Here is a 16,407-nt window from a genome sequence, read left to right on the forward strand (position 1 = left end):
TATAGATATTAAAGGCTCCCAAACTTCACCTTTCCTGCCTTTTTGCCCTTGTTCTGGAGCAAAGTATGCAGCCCTTGCAGGCCTTGAATTACTTCCTGCTCCATTTTATGCTTTTGCAGCAGCCCAAAGAACTTGGCAATAGGCGTCTGCTTCAACACGGTCTGTTGACTCCAAGACACTTGGGTGCCACCACTTACAGAGGCCAGTGTAAAAGAGCCATGGATGGAGGCAGAGTCATCGGTGAGAATTTGCTCGTATATAATCATGCTCGGCTCAACACTTTCCTTAAAAACGAGTTGCCCGTTGCCAACTTTGTCGCCGCTCCACTGCAATCGTGCCCCTTTGCCCTGTAAAGGGCCACCATAGAGGTGAATCATGCTGGGGTCGTTAGTTTTGTTGAGTACACTCCAGTGCTGCCACTCGGTAGGGTTGTTGAGGTAAGGGTACACCTCTTCCGGCGACTGCCTTAAAAGCATAGTCTGCTGAACCTCAATCTTATCAGGCAAAAAATAAGACGCACCTACAAGGGCACTCATTATTACCAGAAGCGCAATCAGCACATTTCTGAGCCAGGTCATAAGTATAAATTTGAGAGGTTAAAACCGCTAGGTTTATCAGCAGGAGTTTGTGCATCAATTTTAAGGAGCTTCTGTGAGCTTAGCAAGTACTATAGGTGGAATTATTTTTGCTTAATAAACTATCGGGCAGCGCCTTTATTAACTAAGGCAGCTTTTAACAAGCGATACACGTACAGTTCATAAATTGACATAAACATTCGAAGCAATATGCTACAAGACTGGATACAGAAAGGATACAGCTACTCTCAAAACCCTATCTTCAGGAAACTAACCGGTAAAGCTGGTGCAATGCTCACGAAGCCTATGAAAGTGGGGCTTTTGCTAACTACTGCCTACAACAAACTGGTGGATGTAAATGGCAAGGAGACAGGTTTTCACCAGCTCAAAAATGTTATGCAAACATTCATACGGCTGGTTCGCGCATACATCCGGGGCGACTACCGTGATGTTTCCAGCAAGTCGATGGTAATTGGTGTAGCCGTGCTTTTGTACTTGGTTACTCCTCTCGATATCATTCCTGACTTTATACCTGTAATAGGGTTAATGGATGACATCAGCCTGATGGCCTGGTTTGTTGATGCCTTCAGCAAAGAGATTCTCAAGTACCGGGAGTGGGAAACGCAAACCAGCTACGAAAACATTGGCCGCTTCTAAAGAGGCGCTTTTCCTTTTGCTGATTCTATATTTATGAAAGCATCCTGAATAACAGGATGCTTTTTGATTTAACAGATGCACCCACTAGCTATCGAAATAGACTGCAGAGGTAACAGGCATAAACCGTAATTTGTTCTTGCCTCCTCCTACATCACCTGCCTGTTAAAACTATTCCTATCTGCCGTTAAAAATGGTTAACTTCAAGCGCTAAATTTATCATCAATTTTAAACTAACTCATGATTAGCAAACGCATATTAACCTTTTTTGCGGCCGCTTTTCTAAGCATTGGCATTAGTACTGCACGCCCTGATGAGGGTATGTGGCTGCCCTTGCTACTGAAGCAGCTGAACGAAGCAGAGATGCAGAAAAAAGGCATGAGGCTGTCGGCAGAAGACATTTACAATGTCAACCAGTCGAGCCTGAAAGATGCCATTGTTTCCTTTGGAGGCTTCTGCACCGGCGAAATGATTTCTCCAGAGGGGCTTCTGCTTACCAATCACCACTGTGGCTACGGGCAAGTGCAACAGCACAGTACAGTAGAAAACGACTACCTTACAGAAGGCTTCTGGGCTAAAACACGCCAGGAGGAGCTGCCTAACCCGGGCCTAACTGCCACTTTTATCGTGCGCATGGAAGATGTGACCAAGCAGATACTGACAGGTACTGAAGGCGCTAAGACAGAGGCAGAACGTGAGGCTGTAATACAGCGCAACATTGCACGAGTAGGAAAAGAAGCCACAGCTGGCACACATTATAATGCCGTTATCCGACCGTTCTTCTATGGCAATGAGTACTACATGTACATTACTGAAACGTTCAAAGATGTACGCCTTGTAGGAGCCCCTCCTTCATCAATCGGTAAGTTCGGTGGGGACACTGATAACTGGATGTGGCCACGCCACACTGGCGACTTTTCTTTATTCCGTGTTTACGCCGGCCCAGCTAATGAGCCTGCTGAGTACTCTCCAGAGAACAAGCCATACAAACCAAAGCACCACCTACCTATTTCCCTGAACGGTATAGAGGAAGGTGACTTTACAATGGTATTTGGTTTCCCGGGTCGCACTAACGAGTACCTAACCTCCCATGCGGTGCAGGAAATTTATGAGGTATCCAACCCGCATAAAATAAACATTCGTGAAACAAAGCTGAACATCCTGGACAAGGACATGAAAGCTTCAGATGAAGTGCGTATCAAGTATGCCGCTAAGTATGCCAGCATCGCCAATGCCTGGAAAAAATGGATTGGAGAGAATCGTGGCATTCGTAAGGCCAACGCCATTGAGGAAAAGCAGAAGTTGGAGCAGCAATTCACCCACTGGGTAGCAGCTGACCCTGCGCGCCAGCAAAAGTATGGCAACCTTATGGCTGAGTTCGAGAAGAACTACAAGGCGCTGGACAGTATTACCATCTCCCGCGACTACATTAACGAGGCTGCCTTTGGTGTGGAGATCGTGAAGCTGGCAAACAACTTTACTACCCTGCAGAGCATGCTGGCACAAAAAGCGCCTCAAAAAGATATAGACGCGCAGGTAGCAAAGCTGGAGTCATACGCATCTGGCTATTTTAAAGACTACAATGTCGCGTCTGATAAGAAGGTTTTTGCAGCCTTGCTGAGCCTGTACTATAACAACATCGATCAAAAGCTGCACCCAGAGGTGTTTACCATGGTGCGCAACAAGTATAAAGGCGATTTTACCAAGTATGCTGATGATGTATTTGCCAAATCGGCCTTTGTTTCTGAAGCTGGTGTAAAGAAAATACTGGCTGACGCAAAAGCTGGCAAAGACGCTATCAAAAATGACCCTGCCTTTGAATTGGCTAACAGTGTAGCAGGGTATTATCGTGTAAACGTGATGCCAACTTACACGGCAGTAAACGACAAGCTTAGCCTGTTGTACCGCAGCTACGTAGCTGGCCTTCGCGAAATGCAGAGCGACAAGAACTTCTACCCTGATGCTAACTCTACGCTTCGTGTTGCTTATGGTATAGTGGAGCCATACGAACCGGTAGACGGTGTAAAGTATAAATACTACACTACCCTGGAAGGAGTGATGGAAAAAGCTGCCTCTGGTATTGCAGAAGACTATGCCATACCGGCCAAGCTTCGTGAGCTGTATGAGAAAAAAGACTACGGGCGCTATGGCGTAAACGGACAGATGCCTGTTGCTTTTATTGCCTCTAACCACACTACAGGCGGCAACTCTGGTTCGCCGGTTATCAATGCCAATGGACAACTGATCGGTACAAACTTTGACCGCAACTGGGAAGGCACCATGAGCGACATAGTATACAACCCGGATCAGGTGCGCAACATTTCTGTTGATGTGCGCTACATACTGTTTATAGTAGATAAGTTTGCCGGAGCCGGACACCTGGTGGACGAGATGACACTGGTTACAGACGATACTTCCGGCCTGCCTCAGGTAGATTCCCGAAGGAAGGCAACAGAAGAGCCATCAAAACAAAACAAGAAAAAGGAGCGCAGAAAAAAGAAAAAGCAAAAAGCTGAAACAGCCTCCTAAACCAAGCCAAGTATAAATCCCCATCTGTAACTGCAGGTGGGGATTTTTTTGTGCGCTTCCAGCCAATACTCTCCCTACAATAAATTTTCAACCACCTTACCTTCTTCTTGATAAGTAGTCTCCTTGTTTCTCTAAAATTGACTGCAAAGGATTCTTAGTCCGGAACTGCTATTTTCCTGTCAAAAATGCTATATTTATAAATCAACTGAAGCGGGCAATGTGCAGCATAGTCTCTCTGCTGTTTCATGCATTAAGAATTCATCACCCATACTATGAAGAAGCGTCAACTACTCCTGAGTTTATCTGCGGCACTTAGCCTAGGTTTGTACACCCACACCCTTTCTGCACAGGATTACAAGAAGCTGCACCAGGAGGCTATATTAATAGACACACATAATGATGTATTAATCTCTGTAATGGAGGGACTGGATATTAGCAAAGATCTACGCGGCAAAACTCATTCTGACCTGGTACGCTTCAAGGAAGGTGGAGTTGATGCGCAATTTTTCTCCGTTTGGAGCGATGAGACAGGCACCTTCAAGTATGCTAATCAGCAGATCGACTCGCTGGAGGCTATTGTGAAGCGCCACCCGGACAAGCTGATGATGGCCTATAACGCACAGGATATAAGACGGGCAGCACAGCAGGGAAAAATGGCCGCACTAATTGGTGTGGAAGGTGGTCACATGATCGAAAGCGACATCAAAAAATTAGAGCAACTGCATCAACGCGGTGCCCGCTACCTTACCCTCACCTGGAATAACTCCACTCCTTGGGCCACCTCTGCCATGGATGAAAGCTCAGGAAAGCTTAAAGACTCTCAGAAGGGATTAACTGAACTTGGCCGGCAGATTGTGCGCCGCATGAATAAGTTGGGTATGATGGTAGACGTAAGCCACGTGGGCGAGAAGACCTTTTGGGATGTGATAGAGACAACCAAAAAGCCGGTACTTGTATCTCACAGCTGCGTGCACGATATCAACCCTGTTTTCCGTAACCTAACGGATGAGCAGATTAAAGCTGTTGCAAAGAATGGTGGTGTCATCCACCTTAACTTCTTCTCTGGTTTCCTTGATCCTCAGTTTGTTGCACGTATCAATGCTTTTCAGGATGCACATAAGAGTGAAACAGACTCCTTAAAAGCTAAAGGCTGGAAGAATGATGCCATCATGGACTATCTGGCTGAGAGCTACCCAGAGGACGTTCAGCACCTGCGCCCTCCCCTGTCGCTTCTGCTAGCTCACCTCGACCATATTGTTAAGCTTGTTGGGGTTGATCATGTGGGCCTCGGCTCAGACTTCGACGGCATCACCTCGTCTCCGCAGCAATTAGATGGTGTACAGGATTTTCCTGTAATTACGAAAGAGTTACTGGCCAGAGGCTATAGTGAGGCCGATATAAAGAAGATCCTTGGCGAAAATTTCCTGCGCGTGTTTAAAGCGAACGCTGGCTAATACATGCTTTGTAAAGAATGGCTAAGCAACCTAAAGACAACTTCTCTGAGCAAGCTTCTGCTTATGCTGCTTTCCGGCCACACTACCCCCAGCAGCTGTATGACTTTCTCTACAGCCTGCCGATGCAAAGAGATACAGCCTGGGACTGTGGTACAGGAAACGGTCAGGTAGCAAGCGAATTAGCCAAAGCTTTTAAACTTGTTTATGCCACTGACATAAGCGAAGCACAGCTACAACACGCACCACAGAGGCAAAATATTCGCTACCTTACTTGTCCTGCAGAAAGCTCACCGCTGCAGTCTCACAGCATAGATCTTCTCACAGTTGCTCAGGCAGTTCATTGGTTCGATTTCAAGAGATTTACCAATGAGGCAGAACGGGTGTTGAAGCCCGGAGGCTGGATTGCTTTGTGGGGTTATGGATTGGTACAAGCAGCAGACCAGCAACTAAATCCACTCATCAAATATTTCTACACCCACACTGTCGGTCCTTACTGGGATCAAGAACGTAAGCACATAGACAATAAGTATGAACCTGTGCCTTTCCCGTTTGCAGAAATCAAGACTCCTGATTTTAGTATACCCGTTAACTGGACAAGGGCAGACCTCTTGGGTTACCTGAGCTCCTGGTCCAGTGTACAACATTTCAACAGGCACAACTTATTTTCTCCCCTACCTGAATTTGAAAACAAGCTACAAGTATACTGGCCGTCAGAAGAGAAAAAGGAGTTTAATTTTCCTGTGTTCTTACGTGTAGGCCAGGCAAAATAGCCCCAGCACATCCGTTTCCCTTCCATGGCTTTTGACACTTCTCTTGCTGCTCTTTGTCTAGTTCCAGGTGCTCTTCGTCTTATAAGTTGATGCCTACGCTTCTTTAAAGATTCATTTTTTATACTTTTGCGCAACAGTTGTTGCAACAACTATACTTCAGTAGCAAAGAAATCAAACACACACATACCTTGAACACCAAAAATCAAATCAAAGCAATTGCTTTTTATCAGATCATAGGAGGCTTGCTTGGCATAGCCCTTACCGTTTGGGTAATGTTTCGTGGTGAAATGGTGATCACACAACAAACTCTGCGCTTTGGCATATTTGCCGGTCTTCTTTATGTGTTCTCCATACTATGCGGGCGTTTGTTGTTCCGGAAGCCAAAGAGGGGCTTAAGAATGTCATTGATAAACCAGGTGCTGCAGGTGTTCTACTTTTCTTTTGGCGCCTATGGATTTCAGTACGTTGCAGGTTTAAGAATAGGTGTTGGTTTTGATATGGTGGGCAACTGGTTGTTTAAGTTCAGACTTGCCCTCTCCTCCTTTCATTTTAGCCTGGATACTAATCTTGGGCAAAAATTCATTGGCATTAACCTATTAGCTCTCTTTCTGGTCTTTTGCATTGAGCGTCTGCAAGAGAAATTACGGAACAGTAATGGCAGCCTTTAGTAGCTTCCTCAACCTGTAGTAGGGTAAATTTCTGTAAAGGCTAAACAATTTAATGCCTTTAGAGCTTATACAGGATCTTTAACTGTAGCAGTAGCTGGAATATTTGTTTGTCTGTTTTAAAAGCTATCATAACTTTGCAGACCGAATGAACATTCAATTAACAATTTCCTAATGGAGCCAATACCTGAAAAAAAGAAAGCAATTTTTGAAAGCACGCTAGGGCTGGTCAGGGAAAAGGGCTTCCATGGTACGCCAGTGAGCCTTGTGGCTAAAAATGCAGGGGTGGCAGCAGGTACCATCTACCATTACTTCGACAGTAAAGAGACGCTCATGCGCGAACTCTTCGACTACATTCAGCAGCAGGTAATCCATGTCGTGCTGACAGAAGACAAAAAGGACACTTCGTTCAAAGAATGTTTTTTTAACATCTGGTTTAGCCTTTTCTCCTTCTACAGCGGCAACCCCAATGTGTTCCGGTTTATGGAGCAGTTTATAAACTCCCCATACAACACCGGGGAAAGGGAGCTCGGCAAAGACGAGTTTCACCGGCTTCTGTTCAGATTTTTTGAGCGTGGTATCAATGAAGGAGCTTTAAAACCCATGAACCCTAAGCTTTTAGGCACCCTGGCATTTAGCAATGTCATCACCACAGCCAAGATTCTATCGTCAGGCAGGCTTGAATTGCAGGAAGGTGAATTGGAGCAAATTCCACAAATCCTGTGGGAAGGCATGAAGAACAGATAAAGACTTACAATATCTACAATCTATTTTTTCACATATTAATCAATGTTTAAACGCATACTTTCCTTTATCCATCTAAAACTATGAGAAGCACTTTACTCAGAAAAAGCTGCAAGCTCCCTACCCTATGGCAGCAGCAGCCGTTAAATGTTCATCTACCACAAAAAGTATATCAATCACATACATGAAATTTATCAATAGACTAAGGCCATTATTGGTAGCATGCCTACTGTTCCCGACAATACTGTTGGCCCAAGGCAATACAGTGCCAGCCACTGGGGGCCTGACGCTGGAGCAGTGTGTGGACTACGCCCTGGAAAATAGAGCGGCCGTGGAACAGGCCTTGCTCGATGAACAGATAGGCAACCGCCAGATCAGAGCAAACCTCTCCGGCTGGTATCCGGAAATCAATGCTAGCTTTGGCGGCTCTTATAATATTAAGCCACAGCAGTTCCCGGTTGGAGACCAGATTGTCACTTCTGCTCAAAGGTATTCTTCTAACCTGTTGTTCGAAGCAAACCAGAACCTGTTCAACAACGACCTGCTTTTGGCCTCTAAGGCTGCGCGTTTTAGCAGACTGCAACTGGAACAGCAGATCACTAACACCAAAATCAACACTGTGGTGGAGGTTAGCAAGGCCTTTTACGACATACTTCTAACGCAGGAGCAGCACCGTATCCTACTGGTAAACCTGGAGCGCCAGGAAAAACAGTATAACGACGCCCGCAGCCGCTATGAAGTTGGTTTAGTTGATAAAACTGATTACCAGCGCGCCGCCATTACACTGGCAAATATCCGCAGCGACATTAAACGCGCTCAGGAAGGCTTGAAAGCTAAAGTTGCTTATTTAAAGCAGCTGATGGGCTACCCAATAGAAAATAACCTGGAGCTGGCCTACGATTATACCCAGATGGAGCAGGCTGTGCTGGTAGACACCTCTGAGGTAGTGGAGTTTGCTAACAGAATAGAGCTGCAGCAGTTGCAGACGCAGCGTCAGCTTCTGGAGCTAAATACTGCCTACAACAAATGGAGCTTTTTGCCTACTGTTTCTGCGTACATAAACTATAATGCACAGTATTTCAGCAGCACTGACCTTGCAGATCTTTACAATACTGCCTTCCCTACCTCAGTGGTTGGCTTACGTGTTTCACTGCCTATCTTCCAGGGTCTGAGACGGTTCCAGAACATAAGGATTGCACAACTGCAGGAAGAGCGACTGGATGTGCAGATTGAAGATACCCGTAAAGCGATCAACACAGAGTATCAGGCAGCTCTGGCCAATTATAAGGCTGATCTAACCGATTGGCGTACTCTTCAGAGCAACCTTGAACTTGCTCAGGAGGTGTACGACATTATCAAGTTGCAATACGATGAAGGTGTAAAAGCCTATGTTGACCTGGTGGTGGCCGAAAGTGAGCTGCGTGCCACACAGATCAATTACTACAACGCCCTTTACAACCTCATGGCTAGTAAGCTAGATTACCAGAGAGCTCTAGGCAACATAAATATCAACCCATAAACATCACAGAACATAAGATAATGAAGAGTAAATACACATGGCTGCTATCAGCCATTATCGGCCCTACTGTACTTGCCTCCTGCGGTGGTGACAATGCAGCCCAGCAGCAGATGAATCCTGCCGCCATGGCCGTTCCTGTAAGCACCGCCAAAGTTTCTGAGCAGCGTGTTACGGGTAAAGATACTTATCCAGGATCCGTGACAGCTCTTCAGGAAGTAGAATTGCGACCACAGGTATCTGGCTACATCACTAACATTTATGTGCAGGATGGGCAGCGTGTAACAAAAGGGCAAAAGCTATACGAAATTGACCAGCGCAAATACCAGGCAGGGCTACAGCAGGCGCAGGCTAACCTGCAAAGCGCCAGAGCCAACCTGGCACGTGTGCAAAAAGACCTGGAACGTTACGAGAGACTTGCTGAAAAAGACGCGATAGCTAAGCAACAAGTTGATTATGCCCGCACAGAAGTACAGACGGCAAAATCACAGGTTGCTGCTGCGCAGGCACAGGTACAGACTGCATCTACTGATGTTGGTTATTCTACCATCACAGCTCCTTTTAGCGGTACCATCGGTATTTCTCAGGTAAGAGTTGGAGCCCAGGTTTCTCCGGGCCAGCCATTGCTTAACACCATCTCTTCTACTGATCCTATTGCTGTAGACTTTGTGATAAATGAGCAGGAGATTTCCCGTTTCAGCAGGCTGCAGCAGGGTGAACAGCCTGATTCACTCTTTACTATACGCCTGAATAATGGCGAAACATACCCGCACACTGGTAAGCTGCTTGCTATCGACAGAGCCATAGGCCGTCAGACAGGTACTACTACTGTTAGAGTCCAGTTTCCAAATTCAGATAGAGTGCTTATTCCAGGTATGACAGTAAGCGTGGACGTGTTGAACCAGGATATTGGCCAGCAGCTGGTTATACCTTATAAGGCTGTTTCGGAGCAACTTGGCGAGTTCTATGTGTACTTGGTGCAGGGTGATTCAGCTGTACAGCAGAATGTTCAGTTAGGCACCAAGTTTAACGGCAACATTGTTATTCGCGAAGGCCTGAAAGAAGGACAGCAGATTGTTGTAGAAGGCATTCAGAGGCTGCGTCAGGGAGCTAAAGTACAGGTGGGTGCGCCACAGCAAGGTTCTCAGCCGGCAGCCGGCAGGTAATGTATCCTAAAAACCTTTCAGAAGAAATTTAGACAGAACATGATTTCAGATGTATTTATAAGAAGGCCCGTCACCTCCATCGTGATCTCTATTGTGATCGTGCTGGTAGGTTTGCTGGCTATGATGAATTTGCCTATCACGCAGTACCCGGACATCTCTCCTCCTACTGTGTCTGTATCGGCAAACTATACCGGTGCTGATGCACAGACGGTGGAACAGACGGTAGCTACCCCGGTAGAAACGCAGATTAACGGTACGCCAGGCATGGCTTATATCACTTCTACCAACACAAGTACGGGTCAGATGAACATGTCCGTAACGTTTGAGGTGGGTACTGATATTGATATTGCTACGCTGGATGTGCAGAACCGTGCCAGTATAGCCGAGCCTAGCTTGCCGGAAGAAGTGCGCCGCTTAGGTGTTACCGTTCGTAAGCGTAACCCAAGTATCATGATGGTGATTGGTATTTTCTCACCAAACGGCACCCATGATATTCAGTACCTGGACAACTACACCAACATCTTCGTGCGTGATGCCTTGCTTCGTGTACCAGGTGTGGGTGACATTAACGCACTGGGTCAGGACTTCAGTATGCGTGTGTGGCTGAAGCCAGATAAGCTGGCACAGTATAACATCAGCACCGGCGAGATTACGGCAGCCATTCAGGAGCAAAACCTTCAGGTAGCAGCCGGTACAGTGGGTGCCAAGCCACAGCACGATACGCAGGCTTTCCAGTACCCTATTACGGTTAGAGGCCGCCTGCAAACACAGGAAGAGTTCGGAAATATTATCGTGCGAACAAATCCGGCTGATGGTAGCCTGGTATACTTAAGGGATGTAGCCAGATTAGAGTTTGGCCGTTTCGACTATGGTCGTTCAGCTACAATCAATGGCAAACCTTCAGCAATTCTGCTGATGTACCAGGCACCGGGAAGTAACGCTCTGGAAACAGCAGAAGGCGTTTATGCTGCACTTGATGAACTTAAAGCATCTTTCCCGGCAGACGTAGATTACGTGGTTTCTTTCGAGACTGTAACTGTAGTGCAGGTGTCTATCAACGAGGTGGTGCACACGCTGGTAGAGGCGCTGGTACTGGTAATTATAGTGGTTTTCCTGTTCCTGCAGAGCTGGAGAGCAACCCTTGTTCCGATTCTAGCTATTCCGGTTTCGATCATCGGCACCTTCATCTTTTTCATCCCACTAGGCTTTACAATCAACACGCTTACCCTGTTTGGCTTCGTATTGGCCATCGGTATCGTGGTGGACGACGCCATTGTGGTGGTGGAAGCGGTGCAGCATTATATAGACCATGAGCGGCTTTCTGCCAGGGAGGCAACGCGTAAAGCGATGAAGGATATTACGGCTCCGGTTATTGCCATTGCCTTGATTCTTGCTGCGGTATTTATTCCGGTAGGCTTTATACCTGGTATCGTAGGCCGACTGTATCAGCAGTTCGCAATCACGATTGCGATCTCTGTACTTATCTCTGCCTTCGTGGCCCTTACGCTTACGCCTGCGCTTTGCTCGCTGATGCTGAAGCCAATGAATGTGAACAAGGACTCCAGAGGTTTGAACAAGTTCTTCTACCTGTTCAACAACTGGTTTGCCAAAACAACAGACTCATACTCCAGAGGTGTACGCAAGAGTATAAAAGCTACTCCGCTGATCCTTGTCCTGCTTGTTTGCTTGTATGTTGGTACAGTAGGCTTGTTTGCAACAAAACCAACAGGCTTTATTCCAACAGAGGACGAAGGACGACTGTTTATTGCGATAGAACTACCTGAGGGTTCTTCTGCTACCAGAACAGAATCTTTGCTGGCTGAGCTGGGAGAGATTATGGCGGACATTCCTGCTGTAAGAAACTACACTGCTATTGGTGGTCTGAATGCCATTAACTTCTCCTTTAAGTCAAATAGTGGTACAATCTTCCTGCAGCTACAGCCGTGGGATCAGCGCCAGAATGAGTCGGAGCAGTTAGAGGGTGTAATGGCTACTTTAAATCAGCGCTTTGCTGCTATCAAGGAAGCGAATATACGCGTAGTGGCTCCACCTGCTATCCCAGGTCTTGGTCAGTCAGGCGGTTTTAGCTTTATGCTGGAGCAAAGAGCCGGTGGTGGTGACCTGAAGGAATTTGAGGCTACCCTTGGTCAGTTCCTAGGCGCAGCCAATGCCCGCCCTGAGATTGCCATGGCCTATAGCTTCTTCAATACCCGCACACCTGGATACCAGGTAGAGGTTGACCGCGAAAAAGCGAAGCAGTTGGGCGTAAACATTGCTGATGTATACTCTACCATGTCATCGCTGATGGGTAGCCGCTACATCAACGACTTCACCCGCTACGGCAGAAACTTTAGAGTGGTAGCTCAGGCTGATACGTCTTATAGAATGGACATCCAGGACCTGAATCAATACTATGTAATGAACCGCCAGGGTGAGTCAGTGCCATTAGGTGCTCTGGTAACTTCTAAGGTAGTGGAGAACCCAGCAGTAATTTCGCACTACAACCTGTTCCGCTCTGCGGAGGTAATGGGTAGCGCGGCTCCAGGCTACAGTAGTGGTCAGGCACTGCAGGCCCTGCAGGAGGTAGCTGCACAGGTGCTACCAGCTGGCTATGGCTACGACTTCTCCGGCCTAAGCCGCGAAGAGATAGCAGCAGGAAGCAGTACGATCTACATCTTCTCGCTTTCGATCATACTGGTTCTGCTCTTGTTGGCAGCCTTGTATGAAAGCTGGTCGGTTCCTTTCTCTATCCTGTTTGCCATTCCGTTGGGTATGTTCGGTGCTATTCTGGCCCTGACACTGCTACCTAAGCTGGATAACAACGTGTATGCCCAGATTGGTATGATCACGCTGATAGGTCTGGCTGCGAAGAACGCCATTCTGATTGTGGAATTCGCCAAAGAACGTGTAGACCGTGGTATGGAGCTGATAGAAGCGACAATAGAGGCAGTTATTCTGCGTCTGCGTCCGATCCTGATGACTTCACTGGCCTTCATACTTGGTGTGGTTCCGCTGGCCTTGGCAACTGGTGCAGGTGCCGTGTCGCGCCAGACAATTGGATGGGTAGTAATCGGCGGTATGTTGGCCGCCACGTTCCTGGCTATCTTTGTGGTACCGGTATTGTATGTGGTTATTACAAGACTAGCCTACGGTAAGAAAGGCTTAGCTGCTCTGCGCGAGCAAGGCAACAACAGGCCAGATGAGGATGAAGGCGGAGATCCTGCCTATGTTAACCCTCACAATTCGTAAAAAAAGATTGATAAATAAAACAAAAAGCCCCGTTTTTATGAACCGGGGCTTTTTGTTTAAAGTATTGGTTGGTATCAAGCATCTATTGCTTACCTAAGAGGCAGATTATTTTCCCTTCCCTCTTACCTGTTTTTCAACCTCATCCCACATCTCCTGCGGCACAGCATCAAAAGCGTTGAATTCTCCTGCCCCATACAGCCACTCACCGCCATCTATGGTTACCACTTCGCCATTCACAAAAGAGGCATAATCTGATACTAAGTATGCTGCTAAATTCGCCAACTCCTGGTGCTCCCCAAAGCGACCAACTGGTATGCGCTTTACAGGATCCAGCTTATCTGTTAGCTGTTTCGGGAAAAGGCGTGTCCAGGCACCTTCTGTAGGGAAAGGCCCTGGAGCGATGGCATTGGAACGGATACCATACTTTGCCCACTCAGAGGCCAGCGAGCGTGTCATGGCTAGCACGCCAGCTTTGGCACAGGCAGATGGTACAACATATCCTGATCCTGTCCAGGCATAGGTGGTGACAATATTCAGTATGGATGCCTCCTGTTTCTGTTCAATCCAATGCTTACCCAAGGCCAGAGTGCAGTTGTAGCTACCCTTCAGCACAATGTCTGTAATTACATCAAAGGCTTTATGGCTCAGGCGCTCAGTAGGGCTCACAAAGTTACCCGCGGCGTTATTCACCAGTGTATCTACCCTACCAAACCGGTCCAACGCAGCTTTCAGCATACCTTCAATTTCGTTATACTTGCGCACATCGCAGGCTATAGGCAAAACCTGCCCTCCCGTCTCAGCCTGAAGTTCCTTTGCTGCCTGCTCCAGTACCTCCAGTTTTCTGCTGCAGATAACAGCATTGGCACCCAGTTCCAGAAAATATTTTACCATAGAGCGTCCCAAACCTGTTCCGCCACCGGTTACAACAACGGTTTTACCTTTCAAGGCACCCTCTTTTAGCATTGGTTCAGCTTTCATCATTTGTCTAACGTTTAAGGTTATGCGGCTATACGGATCCGCAACATAAACTGTATAATGTTAAGTACAGGCATAAAAGTATACTTATCCCATCAAGCTTTTTAACAAACATTAAGAAAATGAACAGAGAACAGTTACAGCAAGAGCTGATGCAGGCAGTAGATGGCTTGTTGATGCACAGCGAAATAGATGCTCCTTTTGAATTTGTGTACCTGGAGGTGCAGCCAGGCAAGGAGCTGGACGCTGCAGAACTGGCAGAGTATGCAGGAAAGCCGTCTGGTATGAAGGTAGAAATAAAAGGATTGGAGGAATTCCTGCATCAATTCAAAAGTATAAATTCTGATGAGCGGCAAAGTACACCAGAAGGAAAAGAAGCTCATCACAAGTTAACAACCGTTCTGAACCAGCACCTGCAGGATATAAAAGTTTACTGTATTACCCAGATAGGAACAGAGGTATACATTCTGGGCAGAGCTCAGGATGGTAACTATGCTGGCTTACGAACGATGGTTGTACAGGATGAGGCTACAATAGAAGAAGGTGAAGAGTGAAGCTATACTCAGAAATGATCCTGTACAAGTTTATTAACAGCTATCATTCCGCTGAGACAAACGCCGGCAATTCCTTGGCCGGGGTAAACAGTATCGCCGCAAATATAGGCTCCACGGTGGTCGAGGCGGGCATCCTTTAACTGCCATGGCTTCATGTGCCGGTACTGCGGGTAACCACCCACAGCTCCATAGGCACGCCTTGTCCAAGAGATCCAGGCTCCGGGCGTGGCGGACTGAACCGAAAGTATGTTTTCCTGCCGGATAAGGCCGTGCTTTATAAGCCCATCAAGTATAGCTTGCTCAAGTTCGGATTTATTCTCTATAAGTGTTTGCTGCGGGTGCCGCACATGGGTGCTGATACTTGCTATCACCTCCCCTGCAGGTGCTCTGAAGGTATCTGTAGCATGGCTAAAACTAATAAAAATGCTTTTGCTGCCTATAATGGGCAGCCCCTCCGGAATGTGTACCTGGTGATGTAACACCTGCTTTGCTTCTTCGCCTTTTAGGATAAGCCCCATCGAAAAGGCGCCATTCAGCTGCTCGGATGGCAGTAGGTACCGCTGCAGACGCCGTTGTACCTTTTTATCATCAAAGAGTTGCAGCGTGTTGTTGAGCGGTATACCAGCTATTACGAAGTTGCTTTCAAACCCTCCTTTACCAGTTCTTATAAGATAACCTTCTGCCGTCGGCTTCACTGACCCCACCTCTTGCCCATACTTAATTTCTGAGCCTGCACTAGTTATAAATTCTATGAATGGCTTCACCAGATTAATCAGGCCGCCGGGCACGTAGTAGTTACTGTACAAAGTATAACAAAGAGCAGTGGCTCCAAAAAGCTCATTAACCTCGTGCAGGTAATTTTGAGCAGTGATGAGCAATTGCTCGTTCACGAAATCGACAAAAAGCTTGTTCTGAAGTAGGTTATGCTTTCGCAGCACATCCTCCATGTTTCGGAATGCGCCGGGTAATAGCATTACCTGACCTGGGGTGGCACGCAGCGCAGAAAAGAAAAAATCTTTTGCGTTAGAAAGAGGAAAACTGAGTTGTCTGGTTGAAGTGCGCCAGACACTTTGGCTAATCCGGTAACAATGTTCCCAAAATTCACGCTGCCTGTGCGGCCCAAAAACACGCTCGGCCTCTTTAATCCAGATCTCCAGATTTCCATACCTTGTTAGAACCTCTCCATTTGGTAAATGCACTTGCATTGGGGGCTCCAGCCTAACTAAGGGCACTTTTATTCCTGTATAATCTAACACAGAGCGCAGTGGCATGTGCTGGTCAAGGCCCACCAGCGTGGTAGCTCCTGTTTCGAACCAATAGCCTTTTCTTTTATAAGATGAGGCAGAACCTCCTGGGTATTTCGCCTGCTCCAGAACGCAAATTTTAAGTCCCCGATTGGCCAGCAAGGCAGCTGCCGTAAGAGAACCGAAACCCGAACCTATAATTACCACGTCATACTTCATTTATGCGTTACTTTTGTGCAAGCCTCAGCTATCTGTAAATTTAACTGCTATAGGTCCACAAGGTTTTTAAGCTAATATCACACTGACTTTATA

The 16,407-nt window shown here is 46.9% G+C and carries 13 protein-coding genes; 10 read left to right on the forward strand and 3 right to left on the reverse strand.

Features of this window, described 5'->3' with window-relative positions; genetic code table 11:
* Positions 1-8 precede the first annotated feature (8 nt).
* Entirely contained in the window at positions 9-578 is a 570-nt protein-coding gene (locus tag PKOR_RS18430; protein ID WP_046312603.1) for an SRPBCC domain-containing protein, read from the reverse strand.
* 207 nt (positions 579-785) lie between these two features.
* On the opposite strand from PKOR_RS18430, the gene PKOR_RS18435 reads away from it, so the two are divergent.
* From PKOR_RS18435 to PKOR_RS18475, 9 genes are all read left to right on the forward strand, one after another.
* On the forward strand, positions 786-1,232 hold the full coding sequence (locus tag PKOR_RS18435) for a YkvA family protein (RefSeq protein ID WP_046312604.1): 447 nt from the start codon (positions 786-788) through the stop codon (positions 1,230-1,232).
* A gap of 237 nt (positions 1,233-1,469) precedes the next feature.
* Positions 1,470-3,758 (forward strand): S46 family peptidase, encoded by a 2,289-nt coding sequence (locus PKOR_RS18440; RefSeq protein ID WP_046312606.1) that lies wholly within the window; start codon positions 1,470-1,472, stop codon positions 3,756-3,758.
* A 272-nt stretch (positions 3,759-4,030) separates the two neighbouring features.
* Entirely contained in the window at positions 4,031-5,212 is a 1,182-nt protein-coding gene (locus PKOR_RS18445; protein WP_046312607.1) for a dipeptidase, read from the forward strand.
* 17 nt (positions 5,213-5,229) lie between these two features.
* Positions 5,230-5,982 carry a class I SAM-dependent methyltransferase gene (locus PKOR_RS18450; protein ID WP_046312609.1) on the forward strand — a complete coding sequence of 251 codons (753 nt, stop codon included), beginning with the start codon at positions 5,230-5,232 and terminating at the stop codon, positions 5,980-5,982.
* Positions 5,983-6,170: 188 nt separating this feature from the next.
* Positions 6,171-6,650 carry a hypothetical protein gene (locus PKOR_RS18455; protein ID WP_148561743.1) on the forward strand — a complete coding sequence of 160 codons (480 nt, stop codon included), beginning with the start codon at positions 6,171-6,173 and terminating at the stop codon, positions 6,648-6,650.
* Between the two features lie 171 nt (positions 6,651-6,821).
* Entirely contained in the window at positions 6,822-7,394 is a 573-nt protein-coding gene (locus tag PKOR_RS18460; protein ID WP_046312613.1) for a TetR/AcrR family transcriptional regulator, read from the forward strand.
* 181 nt (positions 7,395-7,575) lie between these two features.
* Positions 7,576-8,910: a TolC family protein gene (locus PKOR_RS18465; RefSeq protein WP_052738947.1), complete on the forward strand. Its 1,335-nt coding sequence runs from the start codon at positions 7,576-7,578 to the stop codon at positions 8,908-8,910.
* Between the two features lie 20 nt (positions 8,911-8,930).
* Positions 8,931-10,073, forward strand: a complete 1,143-nt coding sequence (locus PKOR_RS18470) for an efflux RND transporter periplasmic adaptor subunit (RefSeq protein ID WP_046312615.1) — start codon at positions 8,931-8,933, stop codon at positions 10,071-10,073.
* A gap of 39 nt (positions 10,074-10,112) precedes the next feature.
* Positions 10,113-13,322 carry an efflux RND transporter permease subunit gene (locus PKOR_RS18475; protein ID WP_046312617.1) on the forward strand — a complete coding sequence of 1,070 codons (3,210 nt, stop codon included), beginning with the start codon at positions 10,113-10,115 and terminating at the stop codon, positions 13,320-13,322.
* 105 nt (positions 13,323-13,427) lie between these two features.
* Here the strand turns inward: PKOR_RS18475 and PKOR_RS18480 are convergent, their stop codons facing one another.
* Positions 13,428-14,303: an SDR family oxidoreductase gene (locus tag PKOR_RS18480; protein ID WP_046312619.1), complete on the reverse strand. Its 876-nt coding sequence runs from the start codon at positions 14,301-14,303 to the stop codon at positions 13,428-13,430.
* Between the two features lie 116 nt (positions 14,304-14,419).
* On the opposite strand from PKOR_RS18480, the gene PKOR_RS18485 reads away from it, so the two are divergent.
* Positions 14,420-14,851 carry a nuclease A inhibitor family protein gene (locus PKOR_RS18485; RefSeq protein WP_046312621.1) on the forward strand — a complete coding sequence of 144 codons (432 nt, stop codon included), beginning with the start codon at positions 14,420-14,422 and terminating at the stop codon, positions 14,849-14,851.
* A gap of 8 nt (positions 14,852-14,859) precedes the next feature.
* On the opposite strand, the gene PKOR_RS18490 is transcribed toward PKOR_RS18485, so the two are convergent.
* On the reverse strand, positions 14,860-16,314 hold the full coding sequence (locus PKOR_RS18490) for a phytoene desaturase family protein (protein WP_046312623.1): 1,455 nt from the start codon (positions 16,312-16,314) through the stop codon (positions 14,860-14,862).
* Between the last annotated feature and the right edge of the window lie 93 nt (positions 16,315-16,407).

Source organism: Pontibacter korlensis (assembly GCF_000973725.1).
Lineage (GTDB): Bacteria > Bacteroidota > Bacteroidia > Cytophagales > Hymenobacteraceae > Pontibacter > Pontibacter korlensis.

Coding starts and splice junctions, on each gene's coding strand:
- PKOR_RS18440 (WP_046312606.1), top strand. CDS start 1,470: ATGATTAGCAAACGCATATTAACCTTTTTTGCGGCCGCTTTTCTAAGC.
- PKOR_RS18485 (WP_046312621.1), top strand. CDS start 14,420: ATGAACAGAGAACAGTTACAGCAAGAGCTGATGCAGGCAGTAGATGGC.
- PKOR_RS18490 (WP_046312623.1), bottom strand. CDS start 16,314: ATGAAGTATGACGTGGTAATTATAGGTTCGGGTTTCGGTTCTCTTACG.
- PKOR_RS18475 (WP_046312617.1), top strand. CDS start 10,113: ATGATTTCAGATGTATTTATAAGAAGGCCCGTCACCTCCATCGTGATC.
- PKOR_RS18465 (WP_052738947.1), top strand. CDS start 7,576: ATGAAATTTATCAATAGACTAAGGCCATTATTGGTAGCATGCCTACTG.
- PKOR_RS18435 (WP_046312604.1), top strand. CDS start 786: ATGCTACAAGACTGGATACAGAAAGGATACAGCTACTCTCAAAACCCT.
- PKOR_RS18480 (WP_046312619.1), bottom strand. CDS start 14,303: ATGATGAAAGCTGAACCAATGCTAAAAGAGGGTGCCTTGAAAGGTAAA.
- PKOR_RS18470 (WP_046312615.1), top strand. CDS start 8,931: ATGAAGAGTAAATACACATGGCTGCTATCAGCCATTATCGGCCCTACT.
- PKOR_RS18450 (WP_046312609.1), top strand. CDS start 5,230: ATGGCTAAGCAACCTAAAGACAACTTCTCTGAGCAAGCTTCTGCTTAT.
- PKOR_RS18445 (WP_046312607.1), top strand. CDS start 4,031: ATGAAGAAGCGTCAACTACTCCTGAGTTTATCTGCGGCACTTAGCCTA.
- PKOR_RS18460 (WP_046312613.1), top strand. CDS start 6,822: ATGGAGCCAATACCTGAAAAAAAGAAAGCAATTTTTGAAAGCACGCTA.
- PKOR_RS18430 (WP_046312603.1), bottom strand. CDS start 578: ATGACCTGGCTCAGAAATGTGCTGATTGCGCTTCTGGTAATAATGAGT.